Origin of the sequence: Streptomyces sp. B21-083, assembly GCF_036898825.1 — a bacterium.
Classification (GTDB): domain Bacteria; phylum Actinomycetota; class Actinomycetes; order Streptomycetales; family Streptomycetaceae; genus Streptomyces.
This window is the reverse complement of the sequence record NZ_JARUND010000002.1, coordinates 421,750-437,129: the sequence shown is the minus strand read 5'-3', so window position 1 is coordinate 437,129 and position 15,380 is coordinate 421,750. Positions and strand designations below refer to the sequence as shown.

The 15,380-nt window shown below is 69.7% G+C and carries 10 protein-coding genes; 6 read left to right on the top strand and 4 right to left on the bottom strand.

Annotation, left to right across the window (positions count from 1 at the left end; genetic code table 11):
• Positions 1 to 493 precede the first annotated feature (493 nt).
• Positions 494 to 1,201, top strand: a complete 708-nt coding sequence (locus tag QA861_RS26000; protein WP_334590994.1) for a GntR family transcriptional regulator — start codon at positions 494 to 496, stop codon at positions 1,199 to 1,201.
• Between the two features lie 204 nt (positions 1,202 to 1,405).
• On the opposite strand, the gene QA861_RS25995 is transcribed toward QA861_RS26000, so the two are convergent.
• From QA861_RS25995 to QA861_RS25980, 4 genes are all read right to left on the bottom strand, one after another.
• Positions 1,406 to 3,094 (bottom strand): CocE/NonD family hydrolase, encoded by a 1,689-nt coding sequence (locus QA861_RS25995; protein WP_334590993.1) that lies wholly within the window; start codon positions 3,092 to 3,094, stop codon positions 1,406 to 1,408.
• 268 nt (positions 3,095 to 3,362) lie between these two features.
• The gene (locus QA861_RS25990) at positions 3,363 to 4,442 is read right to left on the bottom strand and encodes an alkene reductase (protein WP_334594844.1); all 1,080 of its coding nucleotides are present in this window, start codon (positions 4,440 to 4,442) and stop codon (positions 3,363 to 3,365) included.
• A 388-nt stretch (positions 4,443 to 4,830) separates the two neighbouring features.
• Entirely contained in the window at positions 4,831 to 5,034 is a 204-nt protein-coding gene (locus tag QA861_RS25985) for an alpha/beta hydrolase family protein (protein WP_334590992.1), read from the bottom strand.
• A gap of 70 nt (positions 5,035 to 5,104) precedes the next feature.
• A complete protein-coding gene (locus QA861_RS25980) occupies positions 5,105 to 6,037 on the bottom strand; it encodes an oxidoreductase (RefSeq protein ID WP_334590991.1) in 933 nt (310 codons plus the stop codon).
• A 100-nt stretch (positions 6,038 to 6,137) separates the two neighbouring features.
• On the opposite strand from QA861_RS25980, the gene QA861_RS25975 reads away from it, so the two are divergent.
• The 5 genes from QA861_RS25975 (at position 6,138) to QA861_RS25955 (ending at position 14,998) form a co-directional block, all read left to right on the top strand.
• Complete coding sequence (locus tag QA861_RS25975) at positions 6,138 to 6,737, top strand: TetR/AcrR family transcriptional regulator (protein WP_334590990.1); 600 nt, start codon at positions 6,138 to 6,140, stop codon at positions 6,735 to 6,737.
• Between the two features lie 388 nt (positions 6,738 to 7,125).
• Positions 7,126 to 9,519 carry an ATP-binding SpoIIE family protein phosphatase gene (locus QA861_RS25970; protein WP_334590989.1) on the top strand — a complete coding sequence of 798 codons (2,394 nt, stop codon included), beginning with the start codon at positions 7,126 to 7,128 and terminating at the stop codon, positions 9,517 to 9,519.
• A 234-nt stretch (positions 9,520 to 9,753) separates the two neighbouring features.
• Positions 9,754 to 12,528 carry an ATP-binding protein gene (locus QA861_RS25965; RefSeq protein WP_334590988.1) on the top strand — a complete coding sequence of 925 codons (2,775 nt, stop codon included), beginning with the start codon at positions 9,754 to 9,756 and terminating at the stop codon, positions 12,526 to 12,528.
• A 281-nt stretch (positions 12,529 to 12,809) separates the two neighbouring features.
• Positions 12,810 to 14,132 carry an aldehyde dehydrogenase family protein gene (locus QA861_RS25960; protein WP_334590987.1) on the top strand — a complete coding sequence of 441 codons (1,323 nt, stop codon included), beginning with the start codon at positions 12,810 to 12,812 and terminating at the stop codon, positions 14,130 to 14,132.
• 188 nt (positions 14,133 to 14,320) lie between these two features.
• The gene (locus QA861_RS25955; protein ID WP_334590986.1) at positions 14,321 to 14,998 is read left to right on the top strand and encodes a TetR/AcrR family transcriptional regulator; all 678 of its coding nucleotides are present in this window, start codon (positions 14,321 to 14,323) and stop codon (positions 14,996 to 14,998) included.
• The last annotated feature ends 382 nt before the right edge of the window (positions 14,999 to 15,380 follow it).

The following is a 15,380-nucleotide window of genomic DNA, read 5'->3' as shown; positions in this document are numbered from 1 at the left end:
CGGCTCGTCCGGCGTTCGGGGCTGCGCCAAGGGGCAACCTTCGAGTGATATGACCGTAATACCGTCGACCTGAATGTCAAGAGGTTCGGCGCGAGATGGGTGTTCTGTGATGTGTCCCTTGGTTTCGGCTGTGCGCGCTGTCGCTGTGTGTAGCGGGAGACGCCAGGCTGTTGTGGGCGGGAGGGGTGCAGTCAGATTTAGCAGCTCAACAGCACTTTCGAGGCGACGTCAGGCCCAAGTGGGCGAGGCTACGGCCATCAATGGCGGCTTTGAAATGCGATCTCACCGGCCTCGACTCTCCCGTATTACGGCCAAGTCCGCCGGGGAAGGTCTGGCGGCAGAAGTCTTGAGCCAGAGCCGGAGGCGAAGCCACTCCGGTCCCTGCCTCGGTCGAGGGGGTCGGACTGTACGGGCATCGTTGCGGAGAGCCTCACGAGAGTGGGGCTGCCGTGAGTATCCGAGGGTGGCGTAATATGGTATTAGTATGGCCGCTATGACGACCGACGCAGCACATCTCACGGGCGACGCGGTACGCAAGGTGGCCGCGCCCTTGCGTCAGCAAGTGATCGAGCGCCTCCGTGACGCCATTATCGGGGAGCAGTTCAAGCCCGGAGAGCGGCTGGTGGAGAAGGTGCTGTGTGATCGCTTCGGAGTGAGCCGGACCGTGATCCGCGAGTCTCTTCGGCACCTGGAGGCAGAAGGACTGATCGAGATCCTGCCCAACCGGGGCCCGGTGGTACGGGTCCTCAGCGACCGGGAGTCCGACTCGCTGTACGAGCTGCGCGGTGCCCTCGAGGGCTTGGCAGGCCAGCTGTTCGCCGAGCGTGCGACGGCTCTGCACCGGGAGAACCTCCTGCGCGCTCTGGACCAGGTGCGGGCGGCGATCGCCCGCGGCTCGCTGACTGAACAGCTCAAGGCGAAGGATGGCTTCTACGAGGCGTTGATGGACGGCTCGGGCAACGACTTCGTCGGCCCCACTCTCCGAACCGTGCATGCGCGGATCAGCATGTTGCGCGGCCTGTCGCTCCAGGCCGAGGGGCGCCTGCCACAGTCACTGCGGGAACTGGAGGACATCGTGGACGCCACGGTCGTCCGCCGTGACCCGGAGCTCGCCCGAGTGCGCTGCTTGGAGCACGTGTCCGCGGCTGCAGCCGCCATGCGCACCGCGCGTGAGGCCCAACGCGACACATCGTCCGCGTAGCCGCGCTGGGAGCAGGTCGTCTCTCGGCGTCGGCCTCTTCCTGGTCGGACGGGCTCTCACCGCTCTGTTTAACCTGCCCAGCTCCCGAATACCGGGACCGGCAGGTCCGCGAAGGCGACGGTGCCCTCGGGCGCGTCCTCGCTTCCGGGGACGCGCTCGAAGGCAGACAGACGAGGCGGATCGCGGGTCAGCGCCCCGCGCTTCTTATCCGGCCGCGACGATGGGGAGGACGATGCGGGAGGGCCGGGCGGGGTCGTGGAAGATCTGCTGCCGGGCCACGCGGGCCGTAGTCGCGCTCTCCTCGGGTTCGCCCGTGTTGAGGTTGCGGTCCCAGCGGGGGAAGTTGCTGGAGGTGACCTGGACCCGTATGCGGTGCCCCGCCCTGAAGACGATGCTGGTCGACCACAGGTCCACCACGTGCTCGGCCGCCGCACCCGGGGTCGCCGCGCGCACGCGCACGATGCCGTCGGTCACGTTGCGGGAGACGCCGTTCTCGTCGACGTCGCACAGGCGGGCCACCCAGTCGGTTGAGGGGCCGTCCGTGGCGGCGAACAGCACCGCCCGGATGCGGCCGGTCACCTCGGTGTCCTCGGTGAGCGGCTCGGTCGTGAAGACCAGGACGTCCTCGCGCGCTTCCACGGCAGCCTGGTCCAGCGGTCCGGGACGGAACTCGTCGGTCATCAGGAGCGCGCCGCCGGTGGTGGGCACCGGCTCCATCGGGTCGTAGGTGTACTGATCGGCCTGCTCGGCGACGGGCGGCGGCTCGGGGGTCAGTCGTCCGTCGGCGCGCAGGTGGAAGTCGGTGTCCACGGCCCGCGACAGGGGCCATTCCGTCTCCTCGCGCCACTGGTTGACACCCATGACGAACAGCAGCACCTTGCCCGTGTCCGGCTCCGGAGCCTCGCCGCCGCCGTCGCCGTCGCCGAGGAGGCGCTGGAACCAGTCGAACTGCAGGTCGTGCACGCGTCCCCGCAGGCCCATGAACTCGGAGTGCGCAGCGAATCCGAAGTTGACGTCACCGACCACGTGCTGCCAGTTGGTGTGCGTCCACGGGCCCATGATCAACGTGGCGGACCGGCCGGCGCGGCGCATGGCGGTGAAGTTGTCGAGCGTGCCCTGGGTGAAGATGTCGTACCAGCCGCCGAGTTGGAAGGTGGGCAGGTCGACCTCGTCGTGGCGGCCCGCGACAGTACAGGACCGCGCCCACTCGGGCTCCCGCCGGGAACGCTCGTAGCCCAGCTCGGGCAGATCGTGCCGGGCGAACGCGGGAAACCGTCCGGCGGGCAGCTCCCCGTAACCGCCGCGCGCCAGACCGTCCAGATCCCGTACGAGTCCGGTGACGCCGCTCACGAGTCCGTCGAGGTCGGTGCGGTGACGGCGCATCAGCGTGTCGGCGCCCTGCAGCAGGGTCCAGGGCGCGGTGATGCCGAGTTCGATCGCGCCGCCGCGCGTCCACAGACCGTCCTCCGGATCGGACCAGGTGATCATCGGCGCGATGGCCTTCAGCTCCGGCGGCTTCGACAGCGCCGCCATCCACTGGGTGTTGCCGAAGTAGCTGCCACCGACCATGCCGACAGAGCCGTTCGCGCCGGGAAGGGCGGCAGCCCACCGTACGGTGTCGTACCCGTCGCTCTCCTCGTACGTCCACGGCTCCCACTCACCCTCGGAAGCGAACCGGCCACGTGTGTCCTGGACGACCACCATGAAGCCGCGCCGAGCAGCCGCCAATGGATCGATCATGGCGGCCATCATCGGCGTCTGCTTGCCGTACGGCAGCCGGCTCAGCAGCACCGGCCACGGCCCCGTACCGCCGGGCCGGTAGACGTCCGCGCGCAGCAGAGTGCCATCCCGCATCTCCGCCGGTAGGTTCAACTCGATCTGGATATCCGCCATTTACTGCTCCTTCGAAGAATGGCGCTGGGATAGAAACCGCAGGCTGCGTCCCGGCCGTAGGTGTGGACGCGGGGAAGGTGAGGATGTACAGCGCACGGTCGCCGACGTCGAGCTGCCCCGGCTCGGTGTGGAGGGAGTCGCCGGTGTGTATCTGGTCAGCAGCCGCCCACCCGGTGATGTCGAGAAGCAAGCTGTCCAGCGGGCTGCCGACCGGGTCGGCAGCCGTTCCTTCCGGGGCGCGGGCCCTGCCGGTGTGGGACGGGGATGGTCAGGCGGGCAGTGTCGGATAGTCGGTGTAGCCGCGGTGATCGCCGCCGTAGAACGTGGCCGTGTCGGGGGTGTTGTAGGGGCCGCCGGCCGCGATACGGGCGGGCAGGTCGGGGTTGGCCAGGAACAGCGCGCCGAAGGCGATCATGTCCGCGGCGCCGTCCTCGATCTGGGCGAGAGCGCCGGGGCCGGTGGGCTCGGGGTAGGTGAAGGGGTTGAGGATGAATGTCGTCGGCCAGTCCTTGCGCAGCCGTGCAGTCAGGTCGCGGTCCGGACCCTCGAGCAGGTGCAGGTAAGCGAGGTCCAACGGGGCGAGACCGGCAATCAAGGCGGTGTAGGTCTCCAGCACGTCCGCCGGGTCGGTCTCGGCGATGTCGTTGCTGGGGTTGCCGGGGGAGATACGGAAGCCGGTCCGGTGCCCGCCGATAGCCTCCGCGACGGCCGTGGCGACCTCGACGCCGAAGCGCACCCGGCCCGCGGCCCCGCCTCCCCAGTAGTCGGTGCGCACATTGGTGTTGGGAGCGAGGAACTGGTGGATCAGGTAGCCGTTCGCCCCGTGGAGCTCCACCCCATCGAAACCAGCGGCGATCGCGTTGCGCGCCGCGTCGGCGTAGTCGGCGATCGTCCGGGTGATGTCGTCCTGGTCCAGTTCCTTCGGCGTGACGAAGTCCTGGAGGCCCTGGGGGGTGAACACCTTGCCCGCCGCTGTGACGGAGGAGGCGCCGACGGGGACGAGTCCGTCGGGCAGCAGGCTGGGGTGGCCGAGTCGGCCGCCATGCATCAGCTGCGCGAAGATCGTGCCGCCCTCAGCGTGGACGGCATCGGTCACCTTCCGCCAGGCATCGACCTGCTGGGCGGAGTGCAGGCCAGGGGTGCTGGGGTACGCCTGGCCTGCCGCCGACGGCTGGATTCCCTCGGTGATGATCAGGCCGGCGCTTGCACGCTGGGCGTAATAGGTCGCCATCAGCTCCGTCGCGGTGGCCGCCGTGGCATGGGCGCGGTTGCGGGTCATCGGCGCCATAGCGATGCGGTTGGCCAGCGCCTTGCCGCTCAGGTCGATCGGGTCGAATGCGGTGGTCATTGCTGCTTCCTCGAAGAATGGGGAGTGGGGGGAATGGGACGGGCTGCGGCCAGGGCCGTATGTGTGGTCACAGGAGGCGAGGACGCGGACCCGGTCGGTCATGACGCCCGCGAATGCGTCGGAGGCGTACGGGATCGACTCGAACTCGGGCGCTACGCCCGGGCGAGAGGTGGAACTCGACGGGCCGCCGGCCTGGCTCAGGCGCAGGGCGTAAATGAGGTCCTCGTCGTGGAAGATGTCCAGCTGACCGGCCTCGATGTAGGTCGGCGGCAGTCCGGCCGCGTCGGTCAACCGTTCGGGGCGGTGCAGGCCGGTATGTCAGGGCCGCCGATAGCACCGCCGAGCGGGGCGCCTCAGCCGGCGCGGTTGTCGTCCCACGACCAGGCCATCAACGGCGCGAGCTGGGGGGTGGAGTGACGTTGCAGGCGTCGAGCATTCGCATGATCAGGATCTGCGGAGTGATCGCGGCGCCCTGCCGGTCCAGGGCGGGGATCGCCCCGCCCGCGACCGTGCCTCCACTGGCACTGCCGCCCCTATCCGCGATGCGGGCCGGGTCGTCACCGAGGTCGGTGGCGGGCTTGTGTAGCCACACCAGACCCGCCTAAGGCGTCCTCGGCCTTTGGAACGCGTCTCAGGAAGAGGGGTCAAGCAGAGTTCCCGGACTAGGCCCGGGTCGGGGCCGTCGCCCGGGGCAGCGACGGGAAGGTCGTGTTAGTCAGTTCCTCGGAGGCCGTCCACAGACGTCGTGCGGATACCGGGTCGCTGGCCGCCTGGCTCCTGCCTACCAGAGTCGGTCCGCCGCGCGACTCGCCACGGCCGTCCGGGCCGACGTAGGAGGTACCGGGCAGGTCCTGGACGGCGGCGTACAGAGTCGGGAGGGCGCCGGACTGGCTGTCCTGGGCGATCAACCGGTTGGTCAGCCGCATCAGGAGCCGCCGTACGAAGTTGGCGTCGTGGCTCTGGAGGTTGGTGGCGGCGTAGCCGGGGTGGGCGGCGAGGGCACGCACGGGTGAGCCGGCTTCGGTGAGGCGGCGCTGGAGTTCCAGCGTGAACAGCAGGTTGGCCAGCTTGGACTGGCCGTACGCGACCATGGGGGCGTACTGGCCGGTCAGGTTGAGGTTGTCGAAGTAGATACTGGCGCCGGACCACCGGTGTGCAGCGGATGCCACCGTGACCACGCGGTCGGTGACGTGCGGCAGCAGCAGGTTGGTCAGCGCGAAGTGCCCGAGATGGTTCGTGCCGAACTGCGTCTCGAAGCCGTCCTTCGTGCGCGACTCCGGGACGTTCATCACGCCCGCGTTGTTGATCAGCAGGTCGAGGTCGCCCTTCCAGCCCGCCGCGAACTCCCGCACCGAGGCGAGGTCCGCCAGGTCGAGCCGTCGCACTTCGAGGCTGCCCTTGGCGCCCAGTACGTTCGCGGCGGCGGCCTCGCCGCGCTTCACGTCCCGTACGGCGAGGATGACGCGTGCTCCCGCACGGGCCAGCGCGTCGACGGTGGCGATGCCGAGTCCGCTGTTCGCGCCGGTGACGACGGCGGTACGGCCGGTCTGGTCAGGGAAGTCGGTGATTTTCCACTTGGTGGATTCAGTAGCCATACCCGCTAAGGTAGGCGCTGCCAACATTGCTGTCAATGGCAACAATGGTGACGGCGTCCACAATGTAGGCGTCGGTTACATGTCCGCTACAATGACGACCATGCAGACCCGACATCGCCCTTATCACCACGGAGACCTCCGCGCCGCGCTCCTGGTGCGCGCCGAGGAGACGCTCCGGGACAAGGGGCAGGCCGCCCTGTCTCTGCGCGAGCTCGCCCGCGACCTGGGGGTCAGTCACGCCGCCCCGAGCCGCCACTTCAAGGACAAGCAGGCGCTGCTGGAGGCCTTGGCGCTGATCGGCTTCGAACGCTTTGCCGACGTCCTCGCGGCGTCCCAGGAACGGGCCGGCGAGTCCTTCGCGAAGCGGCTGGACGCCGCGGTCCGCGCCTACGTGGGCTTCGCCACGGCCAATGCTGCGCTGCTCGACCTGATGTACTCGATCAAGCACGACCCCCAGGCTTCGGAGGCGCTGACTGCTTCCGTCCACCGCTATTACGAGCAGACCGTCGGGCTGATAGCCGAGGGTCAGCGCTTGGGCGAGGTCCGGGAGGGGCTGCCCGAACGCGTCGCGCTTCCTGCCCTCATGACGCTGCACGGCTTCGCCGGCATGGCGGTGAGCGGCCTGCTCGCCCCGGAGGCGACCGAGGGGCAGCTGGACGACGTGATCGCCTACATCCTGCGCGGATGCGCTCCGGAGTAGGGCCGCAGGGGACGAGCGGAGCCGCTACGCGACGCACTCCTTCGGCCGGCTCGGGCTGAGGGTCTGCTCACCCGGGCAGTTGCTCCCGATGGGAGGGTCTCGGTGTCGGGTGGGGGACATGTGGCAACCGGCGCCATTAGGGGACGCGCAGCGTCTGACGAACAGTCTCGTTAGTGCGTCGCCCTCGGCCCTGCTGTTGGATGCTCACCAGCCTTCCCGGAGGACTGTCGAAGGGCAGCGCATCCGAGGCTGAATGGGTCCGTTTGATGATCCTTTGTCCTGGCTTCGCGGTGAGCCGGTAGTGTGGCTGATAGGCATCTGCTCCTTGCCTGGCCATCGATCTCGTCAGACGGTGGTGGACATCGGTATGAGGGCCGGGTAGGTCAGCATGACGAACTTCGATGCGATGTCCGGGCCGTTCGCCGCGGTGTCGGCCAGCTCCCTTCTGGAGACGCGTGCGGTCGTCGCCCTGCTGGACGCCGAGGGCAGGGTGCTCCAGTGGAGCACCGGAGCACAGGCCCTGTTCGGGTACGCCCTCGATGACGTCTTCGGCAGGCCCCTGGCCGAGCTGTTCACCGTAGACGGCACGGCGCTGAGACATCGCGACGGTCGCCCACTGGATGTGCAGGGGTACCTGTCCTCGTTGCCGAGCGGAGAGGCGCAGGCCGGTTTCCTGTTCACAGCCGTGCGCCGGGACGGCGCGGAGCCACCCTTGGACGACCAGCTGCGTCGGTGGCTGTTCGACCAGTTGCCCGTCCCTCTCTCGATCACGGACCGCGAGGGTCGGACGCTCCTGCAGAACCAGGCGATGGCCCAGGCGATCCATGTCCGCGAGGCGGATACCCGTGGTCGGCGCGCAACCGAATATCTCAAGGGGGAGGAGTACGCCCAGGCCGAAGCGCGCGCCCTGCGCGTGGCAGCGACCGGACGGCCGGAGTCCGATGAGTTTTTCGTCAGGCTCCCGGGCGAGCCGAAGGCGCATGCCTGGGCCGTCGACATCTTCCCGCTCAAGAACTCCGCCGAGCAGGTGCACGCGGTGGCCCTGGCGGCGTACGACTACTCCGAGTTGTACGGATCTCGGAAGCGCCTGGCACTGATGAGCGAGGCCAGGACCCGCATCGGCACGAGCCTGGACGTGGCAGGCACGGCCCGCGAGCTCGCCGATGTGGCGGTCTCCCGTTTCGCCGACACGGTCAGCGTGGACGTGCTGGACGCCGTTTTCCAGGGCGACTTGCCGGCACCTGTGATGTCCGGTCCCGTTCTGCTTCAGCGAGCCGCGCACCTGACGGCCTCCACGCACCGGACGGAGCACGGCCCGACACCCGCGCACGTGCAGCTGCACCCGGCGTCATCACCCATCGCCCGTTGCCTGGCCACCGGCAGGGCGGAACTCCATCGGATCACCGACCCCCACATCGTGCAATGGCTCGCCGACGACCCCGGCCAGGCTGCCCAGGCCCGCACCGACGGGACGCACTCGCTGATCACCGTGCCCATTCGCGCCCGCGGCACCACGCTTGGTGTGGCCCTGTTCCTCCGCCACGGCCGCAGCCCCGAGCCCTTCTCCGCCGACGACCTGGCTGTCACCGAGGACCTGGTGGCCCGGGCGGCGGTCTGCCTGGACAACGCCCGCCGATTCACCCGCGAACGCGGCATCGCACTGGCGCTGCAACGTACCCTGCTGCCGCACGGCCCGACCACGCACCCCGCTGTGGAGACCGCCGCCCGCTATCTGCCCGCGGGCGGCGAAGCCGAGGTCGGGGGCGACTGGTTCGACGTGATCCCGTTGCCGGGCGCGCGGGTCGGCCTGATCGTCGGTGATGTCGTCGGCCACGGCATCACCGCCTCCGCCACCATGGGGCGGCTGCGTACGGCGGTGCGCACCCTCGCCGACATCGACCTGCCGCCCGACGAGCTCCTCACCCATCTCGACGACATCGTGACCCACGCTGATGGAGGAGCCACCGAGGGCGGCGACGAGGGCCCCGACACGATCCCCGGTGACGTAGGCGCCACCTGCCTCTACGCCGTCTACGACCCGGTTTCCGGCAGTTGCTCGCTGGCCCGGGCCGGTCACCCTTCGCCCATCCTGGTACACCCGGACGGCACCACACAGATCGTCGACGTACCCGCCGGTCCTCCTCTCGGCCTGGGCAGCCTGCCCTTCGAGACGACGGAGGTCACCCTGCCCGAAGGGAGCTTGCTGGCCCTGTTCACCGACGGCCTCATCGAGGCCCGTGACCAAGACATCGACGACCGCATCGATGAGCTGCGCCGCACCCTCGCCTCGCCCGTTTCCTCACTCGAAGAGCTCTGCGACATCACGCTGGGGGCCCTGCACTCGGACTCCAGCTCACGCACCGACGACATCGCCCTGCTTCTCGCCCGCACCCGGATCCTCGACGAGCACCAGGTCGCCAGCTGGGACTTGCCCAACGACCCCGTCGTCGTGGGCGAGATGCGCAAACAGGTCGGCGAACAGCTCACCGCATGGGGGCTGGAGGATACGTTGTTCACCACGGAGCTCGTGGTCAGCGAACTGGTCACCAACGCCATCCGCTACGGCTCCGACCCCATCCGTCTGCGGCTGATCAAGGACCGCTCCCTGATCTGCGAGGTATGCGACGGCAGCAGCACCAGCCCCCACCTTCGACGGGCCCGACTGACCGACGAGGGGGGCCGCGGGCTCTTCCTCGTTGCTCAGCTCACTCAGCGCTGGGGCGCTCGGTACTCCCCGACCGGAAAGACCATCTGGGCCGAACAGGTCATCGAGACGCCCTGAGTAAGGGGGTGGGCCGGTGTAGTCGGCGCCGCGGCGGCGATGCCTGTCGTGCTCGACGTGGGCGGTTTCGATGTCCTCGTCGGTGAGCGCCAATTTGGGTCGCCGACCATCGCCGATGATCCCCGACAGCGGTTGGAGGCTGCCCAGGTCCACCACGGTGGCCACCCTGACCTCACGCACGCAGACCTTCCGTCCGCATCGGTGGTCCGGCACGCTCTGTCGTACGCTCGCGACGTGGAACTTCTTGGACGTGCGCGGGAGCGCGCCGCCATCGACGAGCTGTTCGCACGCGCGCGGGACGGACGTGGTGGGGCCCTGGTGCTGCGCGGGGCGGCCGGAGTGGGTCGTAGCGCCCTCCTCGCGTACGCCGCGAAGTCCGCCGCGGGACTGTGTGTCGTTCGGGCCGACGGCGTCGCCTCCGAGGCCGCCCTGCCATACGCCGGCGTGCAGCAATTGTTGCTCTCGCTGGAGACGGGCGGGCCGTCGCTGGAGGAATTGCTGGACCGCTTGCCCGGGCTGCAGCGGGAGGCGCTCGAAGGCGTGCTCGGACTGCGCGAGGCGGCGGCCCACGGGCGGATGCTCATGGGCATGGCGGTACTCAACCTGCTGGCGGAGGCGGCTGAGACGCGGCCGATCGCACTGCTGGTGGACGACGCGCAGTGGCTGGACGAGGAGTCCGCGACGATGCTCGCTTTCGTGGCCCGCCGTTCTCGCGGCGAGGCGCTGGCGGTGGTGCTCGCGGTGCGACTGGATCGGGCGGACCAGCCTTTCGCCCCTTTCGACGGACTGGACGACCTGTACGTCGGCGGCCTGGACAGCACGGCGGCGCACGCGCTCGTCGCCACTGCGGCAGGGGTGTCCGTGCCGGAGTGGGTGGCCGGGCGGTTGTTCACGGAGACGGGCGGTAATCCGCTGGCACTGCTGCAGCTGACCGACAACCTCGACTCCGACCGGCTGACCGGTCGCGCCTCGCTGCCGGACGCCCTGCCCATCGGCTCCTACCTGGAACAGAGCCTGCTGGCTGCCGCGCGGGCCCTCCCGCCCATGTCGCTGGACGTCCTCGTGGTGGCCGCCGCCGATCCGACGGGGGACGAGCCTCTGGTCCGGCGAGCCGCCGAGGCGCTCGGGCTGGACGGGGACCGTCTGGTGGATGCCGAACGCGCCGGTCTCCTCCGCCGCGGCGACAAGCTGGGCTTCCCCCATCAGTTGCTGCGCTCGGCGTTGCTCGCGCATGTCGACGCGGACGTGCGCCGCCGGGCGCACCGGGCGCTGGCCGAGGCGACCGACCCGGTCGTGGATCCCGACCGCCGTGCCTGGCACCGTGCGGCGGGCGCGCCGGGGGAGGACGAGGAGATCGCCGGCGAACTGGCGGCCTCCGCCGAGCGGGCGCAGCGAAGGGGTGGCCTGTCCACGGCCGCCGCATTCCTGCGCCGGGCCGCCGAGATGAGTGTCGACCCGTGCCGACGCGCCGGCCGGTTTCTGGACGCGGCCCAGGCCGCGCTCGCCGCCGGCTCCCTCGACACCGGCGACGCCTTGGTGGAGCGGGCCGAACGCGAGCCGTGCACCGAAGCGGACATCGAGGCCCGCGCCCGTCTGGTGCGTGGCGTGACGCTCATGATGCGCGGCGAAGGCACCGACGCCGCTGCTGTCCTGGCCTCCGCCGGCGACGCCCTCGCGCCCCGCCACCCTCGACGTGCCCGCTGGACGTACCTGATTGCTCTGCAGGCCCTTCTGCATGCGGGACGTCACGCGCCGACGGGAGCGGTACAGGAGTTGCTGGGGGCGTTCGCGCTGCTGCCCGAGCCCCCGGCCGACAGTCCGCCGCACGTCGCGCATCTGATCCTCAAGGCGTACGCGGCGCGAGAGGCCGGAGACGACAAAGCGGCCGCTGGCTTTTTCCGTGAGGCCGTCACGGTACTCCCCGCCGACAAGGCAGGCCCCGAAGTCGAAGCCGCCCTGTACGCGGCCGTCGAGCTGTGGGACGACCGCGCCCAGGACACTCTCTCCGCCCAGCACTTGCGCACGACCCGAACCCTGGGGGGCCTCCCCGTCCTCCCCCTGGCTCTCACCGCGCGAGGACAGGCAGAGCTCCTTGCCGGCCGACTCGCCGAAGCGGAAGCGCTCTACGACTCGGTGCGCGAGCTCTCCGCGATCACCGGCAATCCGGGGATCATCGGAACGGTACCGCCCGGCGAGGTCACCGTGGCCGCGCTGCGCGGAGACGCGGATCAGGCCGCCCGGCTGGCGGCGGAGGTCCAGCGGCACGCCGCCGCACACAGGCTCGGCACGCTTGCCGACGCCGTGTCTCACGCTCTGGCGCTCGCCGACATCGGTGCCGGGCGTTACCCGCAGGCTCTCGACCACCTGCGGTTCGCCCTCGACGCCTCGCACTCCTTCGTGGCCACCGAGGCTCTGCCCGACCTGGCCGAAGCCGCGGCTCGCAGCGGTGAGCCGGAGTTGGCCGCACGGGCCGCGCACCGGCTCGACTCACTCACGCAAGCCTCGGGTACGTCGTACGGGCTGGGCATGGCCGCCAAGACGCGCGCCGTGCTGAGCGAGGCGGCCGACGCACCCGACACGCGGACCGATGAGCTGTACCGCACGGCGATCGACCGGCTCCGCGAGACCCGCGCCACCATCGCGCTCGCCCGCACCCACCTCCTGTACGGCGAGTGGCTGCGCCGACAGCGCCGCAAACAGGAGTCCCGAGCCCGACTGCGGGCCGCTCTGCGCCTGTTCGACTCGCTCGGCATGGCGGTCTTCGCCGCCCGCGCCCGTGCGGAGCTGGAGGCCACCGGCGAACACCTGCGCCGTGAGCACACCGCCCTGGAAACCCTCACCTCGCAGGAGGAGCGCATCGCCCGCCTCGCCGCCGAAGGCGTCTCCAATCCTGCGATCGCCGAACAGCTGTACGTCAGTCGCCGCACGGTGGAATCCCACCTCACGCGCGTGTACGCCAAGCTCGGCGTCTCCTCGCGCACGGAGCTGGCGCGGGTCATGCCGCACTGAGCATCGCGTGCGGGGCTTCACCGGCGGCTCCGCGTCCCAGGCCTGCGGAACTCCCCGATGCCTCCTTGGCGCAGCCGCTCGCACCCTGGTTCCGTAAGTCAGGGCTCGCAGCCGACAAAGGACCAGGTCGAACGCATGACTATCACGGCCTTCGCCGCACTCGCCTGTTCCGGCGAGTACCCGTTCGCGAACGGCTGATCGGCATCGACGAACCGCGGTCTGCCGATCGGCGGGCGGGGGCCAGATGCTTCTTCGCTCTTCTCTTCCTTCTGGAGTACGTCATGGCGCCCCTCTCCTTCGACGCGGCCGCCCTCGTCGACCGCCTTCGCGGGACCTTCCGCTCCGGCCGTACCCGGCCCGTCGCCTGGCGCCGCGAACAGCTCGGCAGGCTGCGCGACCTGCTGACCGAGAACTCCGTCGGCATCACCGACGCCGTCTACGAGGACCTGCAGCGGCCCCACCAGGATTCCCTGAGGGCCGAGGTCAACGCGAGTGTCCGCGAGATCGACCACGTTCTACGCCACCTCGACGAGTGGCTCCGGCCTCAGCCGGTCCCCGTCGACGGTTCGCCGATGCCGCCCGGCACCACGGCCTCCACCTCCTACGACCCCCTCGGCGTCGTTTTGATCATCGGACCGTGGAACCATCCGGTACACCTCCTGGCCATGCCGATGATCGGCGCGCTCGCCGCCGGCAACACGGTGGTCGTCAAGCCGAGTGAACTCGCCCCGGCCACTTCGGCGTTGTTCGCCCGCCGCGTCGCCGCCTACCTGGACAGCGAGGCGGTGGCCGTGGTCGAGGGAGCCGCGCCCGAGACCACCGCCCTGCTCGCACAGCGCTTCGACCACATCTTCTACACCGGGAACGGCGCCGTCGGCCGCGTCGTCGCCCGGGCCGCCGCCGAACACCTCACCCCCGTCACCCTCGAACTCGGCGGAAAGTGCCCGGTGTTCGTGGACTCCACCACGGACCTGGACATCGCGGCCCGTCGTCTGGCCGAGAGCAAGTTCGCCAACGCGGGCCAGACCTGCGTCGCCCCCGACTACGTGCTCACCGACCGGGCAACCTCCGCCAGGCTCGCCGAGAAGCTGCGCGACGTCGTCACCGACCTGTATGGCGAGGACCCTTCGCGTTCCCCGAGATTCGGGCGCCTGGTCAATGAGCGCCACTTCGACCGAGTGGAGAGGCTGCTGAGCTCTTCCGGGCGTACCGTCGTCGGCGGACAGAGTGACCGTGATGACAGGTATGTGGCGCCGACGGTCCTCGTCGGCGTCAGTCCCGCGGACCCGGTGATGCAGGAGGAGATCCTCGGGCCGATCCTGCCGATCGTCGAGGTCGAGGGGCTCGACGAGGCGATCGCGTACATCAATGACCACGACAGTCCGCTGGCCCTGTACGGCTTCACCGAGGACGAGACCGCCCGTGCCCGCCTGACTGACGGGACCAGCTCCGGCGGCGTCGCCTTCGGCCAGGCCATGTGGCAGCTGCTGGTCCCTGACCTGCCGTTCGGCGGGGTCGGCGAATCGGGCATGGGGAACTACCACGGTCGATCCTCGCTGGCCACGTTCAGCCACCTCAAGTCGCGACTGGATGTCCCGGCGTGACACCACCGCCCCCCTCTGGGTGAGCGCCCGGACGTGTTTATGGCCCTGTCGCCGCTGATCTACGACCGTCGCGCGCACCTGATGCTGAAAGGGCGATCGGCCGTGGCGGGCGAACCGCAGGCCGTACGTCGACTTGCAGGATGAGTATGCTTAGCGAACGGTAGTTCACTCGTTCGGAAGGTAAGAGCATGTCGGAGCCGGTCCCGGACCTGCGTGCAGACGGACACACCGACTGGCGGGCGTACGGTCCGCTGGAGCTGCCGCCCATCCTCGACCACGCTCTCGGCGCCATCGTGGAGCAGGGCTACCACGCCACCACCGTCCGTGAGCTGGCTCGCCGCGTGGGGGTGACGGTTCCCGCCCTGTACTACCACTATTCGAACAAGCAGGCCATCCTCGTCGAGTTGCTGCTGGGCTCACTTGCATCCGTCCTCGGGCGCTGCCGCACGGCCGTCGAGGAAGCCGGCGACGACCCCGTCGACCGCTTCTGCGCGCTCGTCGAATGCATTGTGCTGTTCATGACCTACCGGGCTCCCCTCGCCTTCCTCGACACCGAGAGCCGCAGCCTGGAATCCGACAACCGGGTCCGCTACGTATCCCTGCGTGACGAGCTGGAAGGGCTGCTGCGCAACGCCGTGCTCGAAGGTGTGGACTCCGGCGAGTTCACCATCCCCGTCCCGGTGGAGGCCAGTCGGGCGGTTCTGACGATGTGCCAGGGCATCGCGCACTGGTACCGGCCCGACGGTCCGCTCACCCCGTCGGAGATCGCCGACCACTACGTGACCATCGCCCTGGCCACCGTGGGGCACCGCCCGAAGCGTGGCGAAGGCAGACGGGCCGGCCGGACCCGGACGGCCGCCCGCTGACACCTGGCGTGGACGCAGCGCGCGGCTGCCCGTCCGGCGTGACGTCCCGCCACCGGTTGACGCAGCCATCTGTGGGGACGTCGGTGAGCTGCCACGACCGCCTGCACGCATCGTTCGCCGGACCCGCTCTTCGGGTTCGAGCTCCGAGCGCGTTGCCGTTCGCCCGGATGCGCCAACTCCCGGTCGGTGCAAAGCCTATCCATTCGCCGAGGGTCCAACAGCGTTCGCCTGCACCGTTGTTCGATGGCACGTGCGGAATGGGAACGTCAACTCCGCATGAGGAGGCACGGTGAGCTCCATGCCAGGAATCGACCGCCACCGCCCGCACGGGGAGCTCCACATGGCTGCGCCACAGGAACCGTTGCTGTCAAGGTCAGTTGCC